This window comes from Stenotrophomonas sp. 169 (assembly GCF_014621775.1).
Lineage (GTDB): Bacteria > Pseudomonadota > Gammaproteobacteria > Xanthomonadales > Xanthomonadaceae > Stenotrophomonas.
Map to the genome: position 1 here is coordinate 1,692,494 of NZ_CP061204.1, position 18,594 is coordinate 1,711,087.

Annotated in this window: 19 protein-coding genes; 8 read left to right on the forward strand and 11 right to left on the reverse strand. The window is 65.0% G+C overall.

Annotated features, from left to right (window positions below):
- Nucleotides 1–76 precede the first annotated feature (76 nt).
- Entirely contained in the window at nt 77–508 is a 432-nt protein-coding gene (locus ICJ04_RS07305; RefSeq protein WP_188326850.1) for a barstar family protein, read from the reverse strand.
- On the reverse strand, nt 505–963 hold the full coding sequence (locus ICJ04_RS07310; RefSeq protein ID WP_188326851.1) for a ribonuclease domain-containing protein: 459 nt from the start codon (nt 961–963) through the stop codon (nt 505–507). The genes ICJ04_RS07305 and ICJ04_RS07310 overlap by 4 nt, the downstream gene beginning before the upstream one ends.
- Before the next feature lie 202 nt (nt 964–1,165).
- On the opposite strand from ICJ04_RS07310, the gene ICJ04_RS07315 reads away from it, so the two are divergent.
- Entirely contained in the window at nt 1,166–1,777 is a 612-nt protein-coding gene (locus ICJ04_RS07315; protein ID WP_188326852.1) for a superoxide dismutase, read from the forward strand.
- Nucleotides 1,778–1,867: 90 nt separating this feature from the next.
- Here the strand turns inward: ICJ04_RS07315 and ICJ04_RS07320 are convergent, their stop codons facing one another.
- A complete protein-coding gene (locus ICJ04_RS07320; RefSeq protein WP_188326853.1) occupies nt 1,868–2,677 on the reverse strand; it encodes an endonuclease/exonuclease/phosphatase family protein in 810 nt (269 codons plus the stop codon).
- 164 nt (nt 2,678–2,841) lie between these two features.
- Here ICJ04_RS07320 and ICJ04_RS07325 point away from each other — a divergent pair, with 164 nt between their 5' ends.
- The gene (locus ICJ04_RS07325; protein ID WP_188326854.1) at nt 2,842–4,404 is read left to right on the forward strand and encodes an oligopeptide:H+ symporter; all 1,563 of its coding nucleotides are present in this window, start codon (nt 2,842–2,844) and stop codon (nt 4,402–4,404) included.
- A 7-nt stretch (nt 4,405–4,411) separates the two neighbouring features.
- Nucleotides 4,412–5,035, forward strand: a complete 624-nt coding sequence (locus tag ICJ04_RS07330; RefSeq protein WP_188326855.1) for a rhomboid family intramembrane serine protease — start codon at nt 4,412–4,414, stop codon at nt 5,033–5,035.
- Between the two features lie 142 nt (nt 5,036–5,177).
- Here ICJ04_RS07330 and ICJ04_RS07335 read toward each other — a convergent pair whose 3' ends face one another.
- Nucleotides 5,178–5,354 carry a hypothetical protein gene (locus ICJ04_RS07335; RefSeq protein WP_188326856.1) on the reverse strand — a complete coding sequence of 59 codons (177 nt, stop codon included), beginning with the start codon at nt 5,352–5,354 and terminating at the stop codon, nt 5,178–5,180.
- A 190-nt stretch (nt 5,355–5,544) separates the two neighbouring features.
- On the opposite strand from ICJ04_RS07335, the gene ICJ04_RS07340 reads away from it, so the two are divergent.
- From ICJ04_RS07340 to cfa, 3 genes are read left to right on the forward strand one after another with little or no spacing between them, the layout of a single operon-like run.
- On the forward strand, nt 5,545–5,847 hold the full coding sequence (locus ICJ04_RS07340; RefSeq protein ID WP_188326857.1) for a GNAT family N-acetyltransferase: 303 nt from the start codon (nt 5,545–5,547) through the stop codon (nt 5,845–5,847).
- A 36-nt stretch (nt 5,848–5,883) separates the two neighbouring features.
- Complete coding sequence (locus ICJ04_RS07345) at nt 5,884–6,774, forward strand: DUF3298 and DUF4163 domain-containing protein (RefSeq protein WP_223203007.1); 891 nt, start codon at nt 5,884–5,886, stop codon at nt 6,772–6,774.
- 11 nt (nt 6,775–6,785) lie between these two features.
- Nucleotides 6,786–7,904, forward strand: coding sequence for a cyclopropane fatty acyl phospholipid synthase (gene cfa / locus ICJ04_RS07350; protein ID WP_188326858.1), 1,119 nt, complete (start codon nt 6,786–6,788; stop codon nt 7,902–7,904).
- 62 nt (nt 7,905–7,966) lie between these two features.
- Here cfa and ICJ04_RS07355 read toward each other — a convergent pair whose 3' ends face one another.
- Nucleotides 7,967–10,135, reverse strand: coding sequence for a M3 family metallopeptidase (locus ICJ04_RS07355; RefSeq protein ID WP_188326859.1), 2,169 nt, complete (start codon nt 10,133–10,135; stop codon nt 7,967–7,969).
- 115 nt (nt 10,136–10,250) lie between these two features.
- Between ICJ04_RS07355 and ICJ04_RS07360 the strand changes: the two genes are divergently transcribed.
- On the forward strand, nt 10,251–10,709 hold the full coding sequence (locus ICJ04_RS07360; protein ID WP_188326860.1) for a glutathione peroxidase: 459 nt from the start codon (nt 10,251–10,253) through the stop codon (nt 10,707–10,709).
- Nucleotides 10,710–10,826: 117 nt separating this feature from the next.
- Here ICJ04_RS07360 and ICJ04_RS07365 read toward each other — a convergent pair whose 3' ends face one another.
- From ICJ04_RS07365 to sigJ, 4 genes are all read right to left on the reverse strand, one after another.
- Nucleotides 10,827–11,606, reverse strand: coding sequence for a ferredoxin--NADP reductase (locus ICJ04_RS07365; RefSeq protein WP_188326861.1), 780 nt, complete (start codon nt 11,604–11,606; stop codon nt 10,827–10,829).
- 93 nt (nt 11,607–11,699) lie between these two features.
- Nucleotides 11,700–13,556, reverse strand: coding sequence for an ABC transporter ATP-binding protein (locus ICJ04_RS07370; RefSeq protein WP_275138279.1), 1,857 nt, complete (start codon nt 13,554–13,556; stop codon nt 11,700–11,702).
- 160 nt (nt 13,557–13,716) lie between these two features.
- A complete protein-coding gene (locus tag ICJ04_RS07375) occupies nt 13,717–14,163 on the reverse strand; it encodes a carboxymuconolactone decarboxylase family protein (protein ID WP_188326863.1) in 447 nt (148 codons plus the stop codon).
- A gap of 36 nt (nt 14,164–14,199) precedes the next feature.
- Nucleotides 14,200–15,099 (reverse strand): RNA polymerase sigma factor SigJ, encoded by a 900-nt coding sequence (gene sigJ, locus ICJ04_RS07380; protein ID WP_188326864.1) that lies wholly within the window; start codon nt 15,097–15,099, stop codon nt 14,200–14,202.
- Between the two features lie 183 nt (nt 15,100–15,282).
- Between sigJ and ICJ04_RS07385 the strand changes: the two genes are divergently transcribed.
- The gene (locus ICJ04_RS07385) at nt 15,283–16,800 is read left to right on the forward strand and encodes a fumarate hydratase (protein WP_188326865.1); all 1,518 of its coding nucleotides are present in this window, start codon (nt 15,283–15,285) and stop codon (nt 16,798–16,800) included.
- A 187-nt stretch (nt 16,801–16,987) separates the two neighbouring features.
- Here the strand turns inward: ICJ04_RS07385 and arsC are convergent, their stop codons facing one another.
- Nucleotides 16,988–17,329: an arsenate reductase (glutaredoxin) gene (gene arsC, locus ICJ04_RS07390; RefSeq protein WP_188326866.1), complete on the reverse strand. Its 342-nt coding sequence runs from the start codon at nt 17,327–17,329 to the stop codon at nt 16,988–16,990.
- Complete coding sequence (locus ICJ04_RS07395; RefSeq protein ID WP_188326867.1) at nt 17,329–18,483, reverse strand: phospholipase A; 1,155 nt, start codon at nt 18,481–18,483, stop codon at nt 17,329–17,331. Before ICJ04_RS07395 ends, arsC begins: the two co-directional genes overlap by 1 nt.
- Nucleotides 18,484–18,594 lie beyond the last annotated feature (111 nt).

Consider the following 18,594-nt stretch of genomic DNA (forward strand, 5'->3'; position numbering starts at 1 on the left):
CGGCGAGCGCGCAGCGCGGCGCCTTGGTCGTTCCGCCGAGCACGGCTCGGCGCTACCGAAGCACACGCGGGTGCCGTCACCCGGCGTCGGGATCCGGCGCGGCGGAAAGAAACACCCACATCGGCACATCCTGCCCCAGCCAGAACTGGCTGGCCTCGTCCAGGATGTCCAGCAACGTGTCGAAGCTTTTGCTGTCCTGTGCGCGCAGTGCATCGATGCGGTCAAAGAACAGGGCATGGCCCGTTTCCGAGCGCAGCCACTGCAGGTCACGCAGGTTGTCCGCCAGCGCATCCCAGTTGCCACCGAAGCCGGCAGGGAAATCCAGCTGGGCCGACAGCCGCGCCAGCAACGTGCGCTTGTCTGCCACACCCTGCAGATCGATGCGGCGCACCTGCAACCCGGCATCGCGCATCGCCGCAGCCAGTGCCGCTTCGTCGCCTTCGGCAATCGCATAGACGCCGGCATTGTTGATGTCGTGCAGGCCGAGGCCGAATGCATCCTGGCTCATCGTGGGGTCTCCCGCGCCGGGACGCTGAAGCTGCGGAACGACGCATAGTGGTCGCTGGTGTAATACCAGGCGTCTGGCGGATCACCGCCGGTGATGATGCGGCGCGCGCCACGGTTCGAGGCGCCAGGCGTGCGCACCGTGTACTCGCGGTAATAGCCGCGCGGACGCTGCGGCAACTGCTGCTCGCGGTTGCCGAATGTGCTGCCATCCTGCGCATGCGGGTAGGGGCCTCCGCGCTGGATCAGTGCGATGGTGTCCCGCGCCTCGGGCGGCAGGAACGACGGAAACGCGTCGTGTGTACTGCCACTCGCTTTTGCATCGGAGGCGGCCGGCGCGCCAGGCGCCGACAAGGAGGGCGCGAACTGCGGCTTGGCCGGGCGCTGAAGGTAGTGATTGCCGATCAGGCCCAGCAGCAGCAGGCCGATGGCGGTGATCAACAGCCGGGGGTTGCGCATGGTGGCGACGGAGAAAGGGAGGAAGGGGAATATCGTAGCGTCTGTCCGCTGCACCGGGGATGAGAAGGCGGCTGTCGCACCACGGTCACCTGCAGGACGAAGTTTCCTTTACATCCCACTTGGTAATCTTCACGCCTGTCCCCATCCTTTACTGCGCACCGCCCGGCAGTCGCCGGGTCCCCAAGCTACAAGGAGATGCACCATGGCCTACACCCTGCCCAAGCTGTCCTACGCCTACGATGCCCTGGAACCGCATATCGATGCGGCCACCATGGAAATCCACCACACCAAGCATCACCAGACCTACATCAACAACGTCAACGCGGCGTTGGAAGGCACTGAGTTCGCCGATCTGCCGGTTGAAGAGCTGGTGAAGAAGCTGAAGTCGCTGCCGGAAAACCTGCAGGGCCCGGTGCGCAACAACGGCGGCGGCCATGCCAACCACTCGCTGTTCTGGACCGTGATGGCCCCCAATGCCGGTGGCAATCCGGTGGGCGACGTGGCCAAGGCGATCGACGCCGATGTCGGTGGTTTCGACAAGTTCAAGGACGCCTTCACCAAGGCCGCGCTGACCCGTTTCGGCAGCGGCTGGGCGTGGCTGAGCGTCACCCCGGACAAGAAGGTCGTGGTGGAAAGCACCGGCAACCAGGACAGCCCGCTGATGGAAGGCAATACGCCGATCCTGGGCCTGGACGTGTGGGAACACGCGTACTACCTGAAGTACCAGAACCGTCGCCCGGATTACATCGGCGCGTTCTTCAACGTCATCGACTGGAACGAAGTCGAGCGCCGTTACCAGGCCGCGATCGCCTGATCGCAGTTGCTGGGTGAAATGCAGGGGCCGTGCAGCGATGCGCGGCCCTTTTTTGTTGTTTGACGGGCAGCGAAGGTCACTGCCGATGCATCAGCCTGCCGGACTCTGCAGCCTCAGCACCGCCATGACGCCCAGCGGCAGCAGGGGCTGCTCGCCTTCCGCGGAAAGTTCAACGCGTTGTTGACGCTGGCCACTGAACGACTTCACCTGGAACAACACATCCAGGCCATGGCTGCCTTGGCTGCCATTGTTTCTGTCCGGATGCGCGGACGGATTTCGCCGCGAGGGCTGGAATCCGGGCATACCCCGCACCACTTCACTGCTGCCTGCGCCGAAGTCGCCCACGATCAGGCTCGGATGTCCTTCCGCCGTGGCCGCGATCCAGGCCATCAGGTCGTTGGCCTGGTGCTGCCGGTTGGCGGCCGAGTCCGGATCCGTACGCAGCCGCGCCGCATAGATGTTGACCTGGGTCTCGCCCAGTGCCACCCGCATCATGCCGGCCGCGCTGTAGGGCCCCGGCGGATGCAGCAGGGTCACCCCGTCTTCTTCAACCCGCAGGCGGCTGAGCAGCGCACTGCCATGGCGTTCTGCCTGGCTGGGCGGATCGGCGGTAATGAAATCGCAGCTGTAACGCAGGCGGCTGGCCAACCAGCAGGCCGGATTGCGTCGACCCTCCTGCAGTACCTGTTGTACCGAGATGACATCCGGCCGCAGCGTGGACAGCAACTGCGCGATGGCCTCCCGGCGCGCCAGCCAGGCCGGATCGTCCTGTGCGGGAAGATGCAGGGTGGCCACAGTGAGCTCGGGAACCGGCGCGGACGCGGCAGGCTGCGCACGTAATGCCAACGGAGTCAGCAGAAGGCCAAGGCAGAGCAACACGGGGGAGGGCAGGGCGCGCATAACGATAAGTTTACGCTTGTGCCGTGCAGGTATCGTGACCCCGGATCCACCACAGCTGCGCCTGCCACGCTTTCATGTGCGTGTCATGCAGCCCTGCAGCGTGCGCAGGGCTGGCCCATTCCGGTAACCTTGGCGCTTTCGTGTCCGCAGGAAAGCATCACAGGATGAGCCATAACGCAGCCGCCCCCGCCGGCAAGGGCACCATGCCGCGCCAGATTCCCTACATCATCGGCAACGAGGCCTGCGAACGGTTCAGTTTCTACGGGATGCGCAACATCCTGGTGCAGTTCCTGATCACCTCGCTGCTGCTGCAGGAGCTCACCGCGGAAGGACGCGCCGGTGAGGCCAAAGACATCATGCACAGCTTCATGATCGGCGTGTATTTCTTCCCGCTGCTCGGTGGCTGGCTGGCCGACAAGTTCTTCGGCAAGTACCACACCATTCTGTGGTTCAGCCTTATCTACTGCCTGGGGCACCTGTGCCTGGCGCTGTTTGAAGGCAGCCGCGAAGGCTTCTTCTTCGGGCTTGGGTTGATCGCGCTCGGTGCCGGTGGCATCAAGCCGCTGGTCGCTTCGTTCATGGGCGACCAGTTCGACCAGAGCAACAAGCACCTGGCGAAACTGGTGTTCGATGCCTTCTACTGGATCATCAACTTCGGCTCGCTGTTCGCCTCGCTGCTGATTCCGTTGGTGCTGAAGAACTGGGGCCCGCAGTGGGCCTTCGGCATCCCCGGCATCCTGATGTTCATCGCGACCTTCGTGTTCTGGCTGGGGCGCAAGCGCTACGTGTTGACTCCGCTGCCGCCGAAGGACCCGCATTCCTTCTCCAACGTGGTGCGCACGGCACTGACCGCGCGCGTACCGGGCCGCGGTCGCCCCGGCCTGGCCATTGCGGTGGCCGGCATCGTGCTCGCGGTCGCCTCGTTCGGCCTGGTGGGATCGCTGGGCATCGTGATCTGCCTGTGCCTCGCGCTGGTGGCCATCCTGGCGGGCATCGGCGGCGGTACGTGGATGCAGCTGGATCGTGCACGCAGCGTGCATCCGGCCGAGGCGGTGGAGGGCGTGCGCTCGGTCCTGCGCGTGCTGGTGATCTTCGCGCTGACCACGCCGTTCTTCTCGCTGTTCGATCAGAAAGCATCCACGTGGGTGCTGCAGGGGCAGCAGATGGAGATGCCGAGCTGGTTCACCGCCTCGCAGATGCAGGCGTTGAATCCGCTGCTGGTGATGATCCTGATCCCGTTCAACAACCTGGTGCTGTACCCGGCACTGCGTCGCTTCGGTTTCGAGCCGACCGCGCTGCGCCGGATGACCGTGGGCATCGCCTTCAGTGGGCTGGCGTGGATCGTGGTGGGTGGCATCCAGGTGGTGATGGACGGCGGCAACGCGATGTCCATCTTCTGGCAGATGCTGCCGTATGCGCTGTTGACCTTCGGCGAAGTGCTGGTCTCGGCCACCGGCCTGGAGTTCGCCTACAGCCAGGCCCCGCAGGCGATGAAGGGCGTGGTGATGAGCTTCTGGAACCTGACCACGACAATCGGCAACCTGTGGGTGCTGCTGTCCAACGCCGCAGTGCGCAACGATACGGTGACCCATCGGATTGCCAGTACAGGCTTGAGCGAAGCCGCTTTCCTGATGTTCTTCTTCGCTGGCTTTGCGTTCGTGGCGGCACTGGCCTTCGGCTGGTATGCACGCCGTTACCGCATGGTCGACAACTACCGCGCTGCCTGAGCCTGACATGACGCCCGTAAATCTTCTCCTGATCGCCATCACCGTCATCGTGTCCTGGATGGCATTCAACAACCGCAAGCTGGCGGACCGGCTGATCCTGTGGCCGCCGGCGGTTGACCGCCATCGTCAGTACGACCGCCTGATCACGTATGGCTTCCTGCATGCGGACTGGCCGCATCTGATCTTCAACATGATCACGCTGTTTTTCTTTGGTGGTCAGATCGAAGGCTTGATGGTGCAGTTGTCAGGCAGCTATCTGACGTATCCGGCGTTCTATCTGGGTGCGCTGGTGATTTCCATCCTGCCGAGCTACATCAAGAACCAGAAGAACCCGAACTACCTGAGCCTGGGTGCATCGGGCGCGGTGTCGGCGGTGCTGTTCGCCTTCATCCTGCTCAGCCCGTGGACACTCATCTTCGTGTTCTTCATCCCGGCACCGGCGATCCTCTACGCGGTCTTCTATGTCGGCTACAGCATCTGGATGGACAAGCGCGGTGGCGATCAGGTCAACCACAGTGCCCACTTGGCCGGCGCCGCGTTCGGCGTGCTGTTCATGCTCGCGATGCAGCCCAGCATCTTCAACCACTTCCTGACCGAGCTGGCGAACCCGCGCTTCGGCCTCGGCGGCTGACACGCGCGCGGGGCGGGTAGAGCCGACTTCAGTCGGCTGGGCGGAGCGCGTGCAACATCAGCCGACTGAAGTCGGCTCTACCAGGGCAGAGCGCGTGCAACGTCAGCCGACTGAAGTCGGCTCTACCTCCCGGGGCTGGCGGTTACCGTGAGACGGTGTCTACGCCATAGGTGTCCAGCAGGCGGGTGAAGACTTCCTCGCCGATCTGCTGGAACTGACGGTCGTCAGTATGGCCTTCAACGGCAAGCTGCAGCAGCCCTTCCAGCAGGGTGGCATCGCTGGCTGTTCCGTCGGGGGCCGGGGTGGGGTAGTGGCGCATCAGAACCTCCTTGGTACGGGGGCGGGGTGCAGCGGCAAGCCACCCCATCGACCCTGTGAGCGGCCGCGCGGCGGATTTCTTTAGCGTGGCCGCCTGCGATACCTCAAAACCCCTTGCCCCTGTTCAGGCTTCACACGATCATGGCGGCTGGCTGCGCACCATCGGCAGTGCCGCCCAAGGAGTAAGGTCCATGGCTTCGGTCACGCCCCCCGGATTGGCCTATGAGGTCGACCATGATCTGGCCGGCCACCGCTTCACCGCCCGTGTCCGCGGGCATCTGGCGTTGCTGGAGTACCAGCTGAAGCGCCGCCGCATGGTGATCACCCATACGGAAGTGCCCGAGGCGATCGGGGGCCGCGGTGTTGCCGGCGAGCTGACCAAAGTGGCGCTGCGCTGGGCGCGCGAGAACAAATACAAGGTGGTCCCCGCCTGCGCATACGCAGAGGCGTTCTTCGACCGCCACGAGGAGTTTCATGACCTGTTGGCCGGATGACCCGGCAAGGTCCGTTCTAGCAAGGGAACTACAGTGATGTTGTCTGAAAATCAGGGGAAATGCATGGAGCCGGCACCGCGCCGAATTCTCACCGCCTCGCTGCTGAGCCTGGCGGTCACCGTCGTGCTGCTGGCCGGCTGCGGTCGCCAGGGCGATGCGGACGGCACCGCGCAGGCACCGGCGTCGTCGGCGGAGAGCGCCCTGCCTGCACCGGTGGCCGAGGCCCCGGCCGACGCACCGGTTGCGTTGACCGATGTCATCGAGACCAGCGGACAAGCGGTGGTAGGCATCAGTTATCCCGCCGGGCTGGATCGTTACCCCGGTCTGGCCAAGGCATTACAGGATTACGCCGCCGTCGCGCGTGGCGAGCTGCAGCAGGCGGTGGACGGGCTGGGCAATGACAAACCGAGCATGCCGTACGAGCTGTCCCTGGCCTTCGAGAAGCAGTTGGAGACCGCTGATCTGGTCGTAGTCAAAGCGGAGGGAAGCCGGTACACCGGCGGGGCGCACGGCGAACCCCTGGTGGCACGCTTTGTGTGGCTGCCGCAGCAGGGCCGGATGCTGACCGCCGATGAGCTGGTGGCCGATGCGAAGGGATGGAAGGCGATCAGCGATCACGTGGCCGACCAGCTGCGCGAGCGCGTGGCGACCCGCCTGAGCAGCGAGGATATGGAGCCCGGCGAACTGCAGGAGTCGTTGCGCAGCGCATCGCGGATGATCGCCGATGGTACCGGCGCGAAGGCGGACAATTTCCGTCAGTTCGAACCGCTGACCGACGCCAGCGGCAAGGTCACCGCGCTGCGGTTCGTGTTCCCGCCCTATCAGGTGGGACCGTATTCCGAAGGCACGCAGACCGCCGACGTGCCGGCGGCCGTACTGGCGCCGCTGGTCGCGCCGGAGTACGCCCCCTTGTTCGCGCACAGCTGACAGGGGACGGGGTGGACGCGGCGCTGCAGGCACGTGTCACCACCCTCCTGCATGACGCCGGCATCGAGGTCGGCGGGCCATGTGGACACGATATCCAGGTGCATGACCGGCGCTTCTTCGCGCGGGTCATCGCCGGTGGTTCGCTGGCGCTGGGCGAAAGCTACATGGACGGCTGGTGGGACGCGCGCCAGCTTGACGATCTGCTGCTGCGTTTGATGCAGGCGCATCTGGACCAGCGCGTGCAGGGATGGCGCGACCTGGCTGATGCAGTGCGTGCACGGGTGCTCAATGCGCAGGCGGGGCAGGGCAGCTACGAGGTCGGTCGGCGACATTATGATCTGGGCAATGATCTCTACCAGGCGATGCTGGGCCGACGCTTGGTTTACAGCTGTGGCTACTGGCCCAAGGCGCGCGACCTGGATGGCGCGCAGGAGGCCAAGCTGGACCTGGTGTGCCGCAAGCTTGGCCTGCGCCCAGGGCAGCGTGTGCTGGACATCGGCTGTGGCTGGGGCGAGGCACTGAAGTTCGCCAGTGAACGGTATGGCGTGAGCGGCGTCGGGGTGACCATCTCCGAGGAGCAGTCGACGCACGCACGCGAGCTGTGTGCGGGGCTACCGGTGGAGATCCGCCTGCAGGACTATCGCCAACTGGACGAACACTTCGACGCGGTGTTTTCGATCGGCATGTTCGAGCATGTCGGCGTGCGCAATTACCGGCATTTCTTCGACGTGGCACGGCGCTGCCTGGCACCGCACGGATTGCTGTTGCTGCACACGATCGGCGGTAATGTCAGCCGCTATCGCACCGATCCCTGGATCGCCCGCTACATCTTCCCCAACTCGATGCTGCCATCCGCCGCGCAGATCACCCGCGCATTCGAAGGACGCTTCGTGTTGGAGGACTGGCACGGTTTCGGCGCGGACTACGACCTCACCCTGCAGGCGTGGCGAAGCAACATTGAACGCGCGTGGGCGTCGCTGGATCCCCGGCGTTACGACGAGCGGTTCAAGCGGATGTGGCGATTCTATCTTGCGGCGTCGATGGCCAGCTTCCGCTGTCGCCACGCCCAGTTGTGGCAGCTGGTCCTGTCGCCTGATGGCGTGCCGGGCGGTTACACCGCGGCACGTTGAAAAAAAAATCGCCCGGTTTCCCGGGCGATTCTGGTCACACGTTACGTTTTACGCTGAGTCGCTCAGTTGCCAGCGCCGGTCAGGCCACGCTTCTCCAGCAGCGGCTCGATCTGCGGCTCGTGGCCAGCGAAATCGCGGAACAGCTGCATGGCATCGACGCTACCGCCGCGCGACAGCAGGGTCTTGCGGAAATGGTCACCGTTCTTGCGGCTGAGGCCGCCGTTCTCGTTGAACCACTTCTGGGTGTTGGCATCCAGCACTTCCGACCAGATGTAGGCGTAATAGCCGGCCGAGTAGCCGCCCATGATGTGGCTGAAGTACGGGGTCTTGTAGCGCGGCGGAACCGGCGCGTAGAAGATGCCGTCCTTGACCAGCGCATCGGCTTCGAACTTCATCACATCCGCTGGCGCCGGCACCTGGTCGGCACTGATCTGGTGCCAGCGCTGGTCGAGCATGGCCGCACCCAGATACTCGGTGGTGGCGAAGCCCTGGTTGAACTTGGCAGCCGCCACGACCTTGTCCAGCAGCGCCTGCGGCATCGCCGAACCATTCTGGTAGTGCTTGGCGTAGTTCTTCAGGATGACCGGATTGTCGGCCCACATCTCATTGACCTGCGAGGGGAACTCGACGAAGTCGCGCGGCACGGCGGTGCCGGAGAAGTACGGGTACTTCACATCGGAGAACATGCCATGCAGGGCGTGGCCGAACTCATGGAAGGTGGTGGTCACTTCGTCCCAAGTCAGCAGCGTCGGCTTGCCGGCCGGCGGCTTGGGGATGTTGAGGTGGTTGGCCACCACCGGCTTGAAGCCGGTCAGTTCGGACTGGGACACATACGAGTTCATCCACGCACCACCGCGCTTGGACGCGCGCGCATACGGGTCGAAGATGAAGATCGCCAGCTGGCTGCCATCGGCATCGAAGACGTCATACACGGTGACATCGTCGTGGTACACCGGCAGGTCGGTGCGCTGCTTGAAGGTCAGGCCGAACTCCAGCTGCGCGGCATGGAACACGCCGTTTTCCAGCACGTTCTTCATCTCGAAGTACGGCTTCAGCTGCGATTCGTCGAAGTTGTACTTCGCCTGGCGCACCTTCTCGCTGTAGAACGCCCAGTCCCAGGCTTCCAGTTTGAAGGTCGGCTTGCCGGCGGCCTTCTGCTCCTGGTCGATCATCGCCTGCAGGTCGGCGGCTTCGCGCTTGGCATTGGCCACGGCGGCCGGTGCCAACTGGCCCAGCATCGCATTGACCGCTTCCGGCGTCTTCGCGGTCTGGTTGGTCAGGTTGTAGGCAGCGAAATTCGGGAAGCCCATCAGCTTGGCCTTGTCGGCGCGCAGCTGCATGATCCGCGATACCAGCGCGGTGTTGTCGAACTCACCGCCGCGGCTGCCGCGGGTCGTCGATGCCTCGAAGATCTTCTGGCGCAGCGCACGGTTGGCCAGGTTGGTCAGCGGCGGCTGGCCGGTGGTGTTGAGCAGGGTGATCACGTACTTGCCGTCCAGGCCGCGTGCCTTGGCGGCTTCGGCAGCGGCGCTGATCTGCTCCTGCGACAGCCCGTCGAGTTCCTTGACGTCATCCACGGTGAGCGCCGAGGCATTCACTTCGGACTGCACGTTCTGGCTGAACTTCGTGCCCAGGTTGGCCAGCTCGGCATTCATTTCCTTGAGCTTGGTCTTGTCCGCCTCGGACAGCTTGGCACCGGCGCGGACGTAGTTCTCGTAGTACTTCTCGACCAGGCGCACGCCCTCGGCGTCCAGGCCCAGCTTCTGGCGGCCGTCGTACAGCGCCTGGATGCGGGCGAACAGCTTGCCGTTCAGTGCGATGGTGTCGCTGTGCGCGGCGAAGCGGGCCGAGTAGTCAGCCTGCAGCTTTTTGCGCGCATCGTTGGTATCGGCACCGACCAGCGAGAAGAACACGGTGGTGGCACGATCCAGCGTCTCACCGCTCTTTTCCAGCGCGATCAGTGTGTTTTCAAAGGTCGGCTTGGCCTTGTTGTTGGCGATCGCCTCCACTTCCTTCAGCTGCTGCGCCATGCCGGCGTCGAAGGCCGGGGCGAAGTCGCTATCGGTGATCTTGTCGAACTGCGGGTAGTGCAGCGCAAGGGGGCTGTCAGCGAAGAACCGGTTGGCCTGCTGTGCAGCAGGGCTGGCTGCCGGGGTGGCGGCGCCGGCCGAATAGGCGGGCAGGGCAAGGCCGAGGGTCATGGCCACGGCAAGGGCAAGGCGGGTGGTCAAGGTCAGTACTCCACGAAAACAAGTCCCCGAGGGTAACCCGGCGTTGAACGGGGCGGCTTGTGTCGAAAGGCATGGACGTTCAGGCTGGGCTGTCTCCTTTCAGGACCGGACCGCCATGGGCAGTGCCTACGACTTCGACATCACGACCCTGGAGGGGGAAACGTACGCGTTGTCCCGGTATCGCGGTCAGCCCTTGCTGCTGGTCAACGTGGCCAGCCGCTGCGGCTTCACCCCGCAATACGCGGGGTTGGAACAGCTGTGGCAGGAGCGGCGCGGACAGGGGCTGGTGGTCATCGGCTTTCCGTGCAACCAGTTCGGCGCGCAGGAACCGGGCGACGCCGCGCAGATCCGTGCCTTCTGCTCGCTGGATTATCCCGTAACGTTCCCGCTGTCGGCCAAGATCGACGTCAACGGTCCGCACGCCGACCCGCTCTGGCAATGGCTGTCCACGCAGAAGCGTGGCGTGCTGGGCACCGCGCGTATCAAGTGGAACTTCACCAAGTTCCTGATCGACCGAGAGGGCCAGGTCGAGGCACGCTTTGCCCCGACCACGAAGCCGGAGCAGATCTTCTGAAAAAAGGGGACGGATCCCGGTAGCGCCGAGCCATGCTCGGCGGGCCTTTTATGGTGCCACGGCCCGCTGCGCTCGCCGAGCGTGGCTCGGCGTTACCGCGCTTCAGCCAGCTTCTGCTTATTTTTCGACGAAGGCGCGTTCGAAGACGTAGTGGCCGGGGCTGCCGATGCGTGGGGAGACCTGGAAGCCCTTGGCATCCAGCACCGTACGCAGGTCAGCCAGCATCTGCGGGCTGCCGCAGATCATGGCGCGATCATGGGCCGGATCAAGTTCCGCAAGGCCCAGCGTGCGCTGCATTTCGCCGCTCTCCATGAGCGAGGTCAGGCGGCCCTGGTTCGCGAACGGTTCGCGCGTGACCGCCGGGTAATACAGCAGCTTGTCGCCGATCATCTCGCCCAGGAACTCATGCTCGCGCAGCTCCTTCTCGAAGTAATCGCGGTAAGCGAGGTCCTTTTCGTAACGCACGCCGTGGGTCAGGATCACCTTGTCGAAACGCTCGTAGGTTTCCGGGTCCTTGATGATCGACAGCCACGGTGCCATGCCGGTGCCGGTGCCCAGCAGGTACAGGTTCTTGCCCGGGTGCAGGTCGCTGATCAGCAGCGTGCCGGTCGGCTTCTTGCCCACCAGCACCTTGTCACCCGGTTTGATGTGCTGCAGGCGAGAGGTCAGGGGGCCGTCCTGGACCTTGATGCTGAAGAACTCCAGGTTCTCTTCCCAGTTCGCGCTGGCGATCGAGTACGCACGCAGCAGCGGGCGCGCTTCGGTTTCAAGGCCGATCATTACGAACTGGCCGTTCTCGAAGCGGAACCCGCTGTCACGGGTGAGGGTGAAACTGAAGTAGGCATCGGTCCAGTGGCGGACCTCAAGCACCGTCTCGGCGCCGAAAGCAGCAGACATGGGGGTAGCGTATCCAGGAAATCGTCCGCGCCATTCTACCTCAAATGAGACAGGTTCTCATTGAGGGAAATGAGAGTCGTTCTTGATGGTCGCTCAGCGGTAGCCAGCGGCCTGCAGTTCGAACAGTTCGGCATAGCGGCCACCCTCGGCCATCAGCTGCGCATGGCTGCCACTGGCCTCGATCCGACCATCGGCCAGCACCAGGATGCGGTCGGCCATGCGTACCGACGAGAAACGATGCGAGATCAGCACTGCCGTACGTTGTTCGGACAGTTCGCGGAAGCGCTGGAACACCTCGTACTCGGCCCGTGCATCCAGCGCCGCGGTGGGCTCGTCGAGGATCATCACCTGCGCCTGGCGCATGTAGGCACGGGCAATGGCGATTTTCTGCCACTGGCCGCCCGACAGGTCCACACCCTGTTTGAAGCGCCGGCCGATGACCTGTTGGTAGCCGCCCGGCAGTGCCTCGATGACATCGGCGGCCATGCCACGGCGGGCGGCCTCGCGGATGCGTTGTTCGTCATCCAGCGCGTCGACCTGGCCCACGCCGATGTTCTCGCCGGCGGTCAGGTTGTAGCGCACGAAGTCCTGGAAGATCACCCCCATGTTCGCCCGCAGGTCGTCCAGGTCGTAGTCGCGCAGGTCACGTCCGTCCAGCAGGATGCGCCCTTCATCGGGGTCGTACAGACGGGCCAGCAGTTTCACCAGAGTGGTTTTGCCTGCCCCGTTCTCACCCACCAGGGCCAACACTTCGCCAGCGTGCAGCTGGAAATCCAGATGGCGCACCGCCCAGGTCTCTGCATCCGGGTAGCGGAACCCCACGTCTTCGAAGACGAAGCCCTGGCGGATCGGGCGCGGTATCGGCACGGCATCGGCGCGGCTGTGGATCTCCGGTTGGATCTGGAAGAACGTGAACAGGTCATCCAGGTACAGCGCCTGGCTGGCGACCTGCGAGAAGCCGATCAGCAGCCCTTCCAGCAGTTGCCGCAGGCGCAGGAAGCTGCCGGCGAGGAAGGTGAGGTCGCCGATGCTGAAATCGCCGCGCACCGTGCGCCATGCGATGTACGCATAGGCGGTGTAGTAGCCCAGCGTACCCAGCGCGGCCAGCAGCGTGCCCCATATCGCACGGCGCCGTGCCAGCGTCCGGTTGGCCAGGAAGAAGCGGTCGGCGAGCAGCTTGTAGCGGTTGATCAGGAAGCGGTGGAGGTTGAAGATCTTCACCTCTTTCGCGGTCTCGACGCTGGCGCCCACCTGACGCAGGTAATCCAACTGACGGCGCTCGGGCGTCCACTGGAAATTGAGGCTGTAGCCGGCGGCGTTGAAGTGCGACTCGCCGATGAACGCCGGCACCAGGGCGAGGGCGAGCAGCACGATCAGCCAAGGCGCATACACCAGCAGGCCCACGGCAAGGCTGGCCACGGTGATCGCATCCTGCACCTGGCCGAACAGCTGGCTCATCAGGTTCATCCGGCCCATGGTCTGGCGCCGCGCACGTTCCAGCTTGTCCTGCAGTTCCGGGTCTTCGAAGTCTTCCAGGTCCAGCGATGCGGCGTGCTCCATCAGGCGCACGCTGGTGACATTGGTGAACAGCTCCGACAGCAGGGCGTCGGCGTAGCTGACGATGCGCCCCAACAGGTCCGACGCGATCGCCAGGCCGAACTCGAGCGCCAGCAGATACAACAGGGGATTGAGCAGGCCGCTGGCGAGGGCATCACCGAAAGGCGGGAAGCCGGCATCGTGCTGGCTGAGCTGCACCGCCGAGTCGATGATGAGCTTGCCGACGTACAGCATCGCCACCGGCAGCAGCGCGCGGATGATGCGCAGGCCAAGGCTGGCACTGGCCAGGCCCGGACTGGTCTGCCACACCTGGCGCAGGAACGGTGGCAGGTTGCGCATGGCGGAGAAGCGCTGGCGCAGGCTGGGGCGGGCGGACGCGGGGATATCGGGCATGCCGGTAGTGTGCGCCGTCATGGCGTGACGAGGGTATAGCCGACGGGTAGAGCCGACTTCAGTCGGCTGCGTTGCCCACAGCCGACTGAAGTCGGCTCTACCCGTCGCCTCTACCCGTCAGCGCAACCCGTCGGCTCTACCGGCCGGCATCGCAGCGGGCTTATGCCAGCGGCGGTAGCAGCCCGGCGCCCAGCCGGTTCCATGCGTTGATCACGGCCACTGCCATGCTCAGGTCGCTGATCGCCTGCTCATCGAAATGCGGTGCCAGCGCATTGAACGCGGCATCGGACGGGGCACCGTCGGGCAGCCGGGTGAGGGCCTCGGCCCAGCCCAGGGCCGCGCGCTCGCGTGCATCGAAGAAGCGGCTCTCGCGCCACGCCGCAACGGTATCCAGCTTGCGCGGTTCGACGCCAGCTTTCCGCAGCGCTGTCGCGTGCATGTCCAAGCAGTAAGCGCAGCCGTTGATCTGCGAAACGCGCAGGAACACCAGCTGCTGCAGCTCACTGTCCAAGGTGCTGCCATGGACCGTACGGCTGACCGCCAGCAGGCCGTTATAGGCGTCGGCCGACAGGCGGGTGTAGGGCACGCGCGGGGTGGTGTGACTCATGTCAAAGCTCCAAGGGCGAGCCGGAATGGCCGCCTCTCATGCCAAAGACGCGTCGCCATCGCGCGCTGTGACAGCCCCGCGCAATTTGTTTGGATTCAGCACGCTGTACACCGCACTGATGCGTCCGTCGTCCACCACGATGGTGGTGACCGACTGCAGCCGCGTACCGTCGAAACGCAGGATGGCCGGCTCGCCGTTCACCGTCCCCAACCGCGCCGGCAACGCACCACCGCGACGCGCGATCGCCCAGTACAAGCGACCGATGCGTTCGGCGCCCAGCAGCGGGCGGATACCGGCGGTGACCACGCCGCCGCCGTCGGAAACGTGACGTGCATTGGCATGCAGCAGTGCCTGGATCGCCTCGCTGTCGCCGCGCTGGGACGCGTCCAGGAAGCGCGCAAGCAGGCGGCGATGCTGTCCGGCATCGGCGCTGAAGCGCGGCCGGCCTTCCTGCAGGCGCCTGCGCGCCCGATGCACCATCTGCCGGCAGTTGGCTTGGCTGTGCCCCAGCAGGGCGGCCACCTGCGGGTAGTCGTGGTCGAAGACCTCCTTCAGCAGAAAGGCCGCGCGCTCTTCCGGGGCCAGTTGCTCCAGCAACGCGAGGAAGGCCAGTGAGACGTCTTCGGCCACGGCATGCACCTGTGCCGGATCGGGCTCAGGTGGCAGGTCGAGGGCGATATGCAGGGGTTCGGGCAACCAAGGGCCCACATAGTCCGTGCGGTGCCGCTTGACGGCGCGCAGGCGGTCCAGCCCCAGCCGGGTGGTTGCGGTCACCAGCCATGCGAGCGGATCGACGATGTGGGCATGATCGGCGGCGGCCCAGCGCAGCCACGCATCCTGCACCACGTCCTCGGCATCGGCACGGCTGCCCAGCAGGCGATAGGCCAGCGCCAGCAGGCGGGGGCGGTGCTCATGGAAAGCGGATTCGGTGCTCATGGACCCAGGACGCGGCGGCGGCATGCGGTGTGACAGCCATGGCGGCAAGTGAAGCACGGTTCGCGTTTGCGGGATGGCGGGAGTCGGCTCTACCGGCGGCGCGAACGGTTGAAGCCACATGCGCGGGCGCCCGGGGGTAAAATGGGCGGATTACCCCGCCAGCCCCCAGCAAGCGAGCAGCCCGTGACATCGATCAAGCAGGAAGACCTCATCCAGTCCATCGCCGACGCGTTGCAGTACATTTCGTACTACCACCCGGTCGACTACATCAAGAGCCTGTCCGCTGCCTACGAGCGCGAGGAATCGCCGGCGGCCAAGGAAGCGATGGCGCAGATCCTGATCAATTCGCGTATGTGCGCCGAGGGCCACCGGCCGATCTGCCAGGACACCGGCATCGTCACCGTGTTCCTGGAAATCGGCATGAACGTGCGCTGGGACGACGCCACGATGGGCGTGGAAGACATGGCCAACGAAGGCGTGCGCCGTGCCTACAACCATCCAGACAACAAGCTGCGCGCTTCGGTATTGGCTGATCCCGCGGGCAAGCGCACCAACACCAAGGACAACACTCCGGGCGTGGTCAACGTCAAGGTGGTGCCGGGCAATACGGTGGACGTCATCGTCGCGGCCAAGGGCGGTGGCTCGGAAGCGAAGAGCAAGTTCGCGATGCTCAATCCCTCCGACTCGATCGTCGACTGGGTGCTGAAGACGGTGCCGACCATGGGGGCTGGCTGGTGCCCGCCGGGCATGCTCGGTATCGGCATCGGCGGCACGGCTGAAAAGGCGATGCTGTTGGCGAAGGAGTCGCTGATGGAGCCGATCGACATCAACGAACTGAAGGCACGCGGAGCGTCGAACCGCGCCGAAGAACTGCGCCTTGAGCTGTTCGACAAGGTCAACGCGCTGGGCATCGGCGCGCAGGGCCTGGGCGGCCTGACCACGGTGCTGGACATCAAGGTCAAGGACTTCCCGACCCATGCGGCGAACCTGCCGGTGGCGATGATTCCGAATTGCGCGGCGACCCGCCATGCGCACTTCACCCTGGATGGCAGCGGCCCGGTGATGCTGGACCCGCCGTCGTTGGCCGACTGGCCGCAGATCACCTATGACGCGTCGAAGGGCACGCGCGTTGACCTGGATACGATCACCCCGGACGACGTGGCCAGCTGGAAGCCGGGCCAGACCCTGCTGCTCAACGGCAAGCTGCTGACCGGGCGCGACGCAGCGCACAAGCGCATCGTGGAGATGCTGGACAAGGGCGAGCCGCTGCCGGTGGACCTGAAGGGACGCTTCATCTACTACGTCGGCCCGGTGGATCCGGTGCGCGACGAAGTCGTGGGCCCGGCCGGCCCGACCACCGCAACGCGGATGGACAAGTTCACCCGTCAGGTGCTGGAACAGACCGGCCTGCTGGGCATGGTCGGCAAGGCCGAGCGCGGCCCGGCGGCGATCGAAGCGATCCGTGACAACAAGTCGGCCTATCTGATGGCCGTGGGCGGATCGGCGTACCTAGTGTCCAAGGCGATCAAGGCTGCCAGGGTGGTGGGTTTCGCCGACCTGGGCATGGAAGCCATCTACGAGTTCACGGTGGAGGACATGCCGGTGACCGTGGCGGTGGATTCCACCGGCGAATCGGTGCATGTCACCGGCCCGCGCGAGTGGCAGGCCCGCATCGGCAAGATCCCGCTCGTGGTGGTGTAAGCCGTCGCATCCGGAATGCAAGCGCATTCCACGGTAGCGCCGAGCCATGCTCGGCGAGCGCAGCGGGCTCCCGGCAAGGATCGGTACGGTAGCGCCGAGCCATGCTCGGCGAGCGCAGCGGGGCTTTTGCAGAGCCAGGGCAGCCGACTGAAGTCGGCTCTACCAGGGCGGCTCTACCCGCCAGTACTCAAAGGATGTCCAGCACCCGTTCCGGCGGGCGACACAGGCGCGTGCCATTGTCGGTGATCACGATGGGCCGGTTGATCAGGCGCGGATGCGCGGCCATTGCCGCCACCAGAGCAGCTTCGTCCGCACCGGACAGCCCCAACTCGGTGAACAGCGGCTCCTTACTGCGCACCAGCTCCAGCGCGCCCAGCCCGGCATCGTCGAGCACCCGGCGCAACGTCGCCGCATCGGGCGGTGTCGCCACATAGTCCACGATGACCGGCTCCACGCCGGCATCGCGGATCAGCTTCAACGCACCGCGCGAGTTGCCGCACGCCGCGTTGTGCCAGATCGTCACCGCCATCAGAACCATTCCAGCAGCGACACACCCACGCCGATGTAGGTGGCCTTGTGGTTGTAGTCGATCATGCTCTCGCCATAGCCGTCGAACACCTGCACATGGCCGCGCAGCAGGTTGCTGATGGGGAAGCCATAATCCAGCTGCAGCGCGCCGTGCGAGCGGTCGCCGCCGCGCAGCGAGTGGCGGGCCAGCAGCGCGACCTCGTGGCCCTTGTGGTTCCAGACCAAGGTGGCATCGCCACGGCCCATGTAATCTTCGATGTCCGGATTGTTGTCTTCGCTGCGCGACTCGGGAATGCGGTACCACGGACGCAGGGTAAGGGCCCAGTTCTCGCGGTCCAGGCCGACACTGACGATCACCCGGTTCCAGCTGCGCGAGAACGGATCGGAGCGTCCGTTGGACTGATGGTTGACGCCGATCGTGCTCATCCGGCCACGCCAGCCGCCGATGGAGTAACCGTTGCGGAACACGGCCATGACCTCCGGCTCATAGTTCGTTTCGCGGAACGGTCGCGAGTTGTCCGCGTTGTAGGCCTGCCAGCGCGAGCTCTGCGTGTAAGCGGCCCAGATATCGCCGTTATCGCCGAACAGGTTCTCGACGATCTTGGTCTTGAAGCTGAGCTGGAACTTCAGCTCGTTGCTGTCCAGCAGCTGCGGCGTGGTCACCGTGTTGGCCGGGTTCGGCGACTGCGGCATCAGGTTCTTGTCGCTGGTCCAGAAGGCGGGCAGCAGATAGACCGGCTTGTAGGCGCGCAGCTGGAAGGGGCCGAGCTTGGAGGCCTCCGCCAGTTCCCAGCGGCTGTCCAGCAGCGAGCCGCGACCGGCATTGGCCACCGCTTCATCGTGCGGGGCGGGGCGAAATAGATCGCCCACGCGCGAGCGGATCTTTTCCTCGCCCTCGCTCACGCGCACGGTCTGGCGTTCTTCGCGACGGTCCTGCTTGGCCGCTTCGGCAGCCGCGTCGGCCTGCGCGGTGGTTTCCTGGGTCGGACCAAACAGCTGGTCATAGCACGCAAGGCGCGCGGCATCGACGGTGATGGCGGCGCAACCGGTGGGCGTGGTCGCTGCAGAGGAAGTGAACTCCTGCGCGGCCAACGGCGCGCTGGCCATGGCGAGCACCAGCGGGGCGATGCGGGGAAAGTGAGAGGTGAGGGTCATTGCTGCGGGCCCTTGCACAGGATGCGAAGTAAGGAGAATGGGCGACAGTGTGCTGCCTGCGGTGCATGCAGGCCAGTACCGGCGGCGATATGCCCGCCACTATCGTGAGGT

Excerpts from the sequence above, each read along its gene's own strand:
- ICJ04_RS07305 (WP_188326850.1), bottom strand. The coding sequence starts at position 508 with ATGAGCCAGGATGCATTCGGCCTCGGCCTGCACGACATCAACAATGCC.
- ICJ04_RS07310 (WP_188326851.1), bottom strand. The coding sequence starts at position 963 with ATGCGCAACCCCCGGCTGTTGATCACCGCCATCGGCCTGCTGCTGCTG.
- ICJ04_RS07315 (WP_188326852.1), top strand. The coding sequence starts at position 1,166 with ATGGCCTACACCCTGCCCAAGCTGTCCTACGCCTACGATGCCCTGGAA.
- ICJ04_RS07320 (WP_188326853.1), bottom strand. The coding sequence starts at position 2,677 with ATGCGCGCCCTGCCCTCCCCCGTGTTGCTCTGCCTTGGCCTTCTGCTG.
- ICJ04_RS07325 (WP_188326854.1), top strand. The coding sequence starts at position 2,842 with ATGAGCCATAACGCAGCCGCCCCCGCCGGCAAGGGCACCATGCCGCGC.
- ICJ04_RS07330 (WP_188326855.1), top strand. The coding sequence starts at position 4,412 with ATGACGCCCGTAAATCTTCTCCTGATCGCCATCACCGTCATCGTGTCC.
- ICJ04_RS07335 (WP_188326856.1), bottom strand. The coding sequence starts at position 5,354 with ATGCGCCACTACCCCACCCCGGCCCCCGACGGAACAGCCAGCGATGCC.
- ICJ04_RS07340 (WP_188326857.1), top strand. The coding sequence starts at position 5,545 with ATGGCTTCGGTCACGCCCCCCGGATTGGCCTATGAGGTCGACCATGAT.
- ICJ04_RS07345 (WP_223203007.1), top strand. The coding sequence starts at position 5,884 with ATGTTGTCTGAAAATCAGGGGAAATGCATGGAGCCGGCACCGCGCCGA.
- ICJ04_RS07360 (WP_188326860.1), top strand. The coding sequence starts at position 10,251 with ATGGGCAGTGCCTACGACTTCGACATCACGACCCTGGAGGGGGAAACG.
- ICJ04_RS07365 (WP_188326861.1), bottom strand. The coding sequence starts at position 11,606 with ATGTCTGCTGCTTTCGGCGCCGAGACGGTGCTTGAGGTCCGCCACTGG.
- ICJ04_RS07370 (WP_275138279.1), bottom strand. The coding sequence starts at position 13,556 with ATGCCCGATATCCCCGCGTCCGCCCGCCCCAGCCTGCGCCAGCGCTTC.
- ICJ04_RS07375 (WP_188326863.1), bottom strand. The coding sequence starts at position 14,163 with ATGAGTCACACCACCCCGCGCGTGCCCTACACCCGCCTGTCGGCCGAC.
- sigJ (WP_188326864.1), bottom strand. The coding sequence starts at position 15,099 with ATGAGCACCGAATCCGCTTTCCATGAGCACCGCCCCCGCCTGCTGGCG.
- arsC (WP_188326866.1), bottom strand. The coding sequence starts at position 17,329 with ATGGCGGTGACGATCTGGCACAACGCGGCGTGCGGCAACTCGCGCGGT.
- ICJ04_RS07395 (WP_188326867.1), bottom strand. The coding sequence starts at position 18,483 with ATGACCCTCACCTCTCACTTTCCCCGCATCGCCCCGCTGGTGCTCGCC.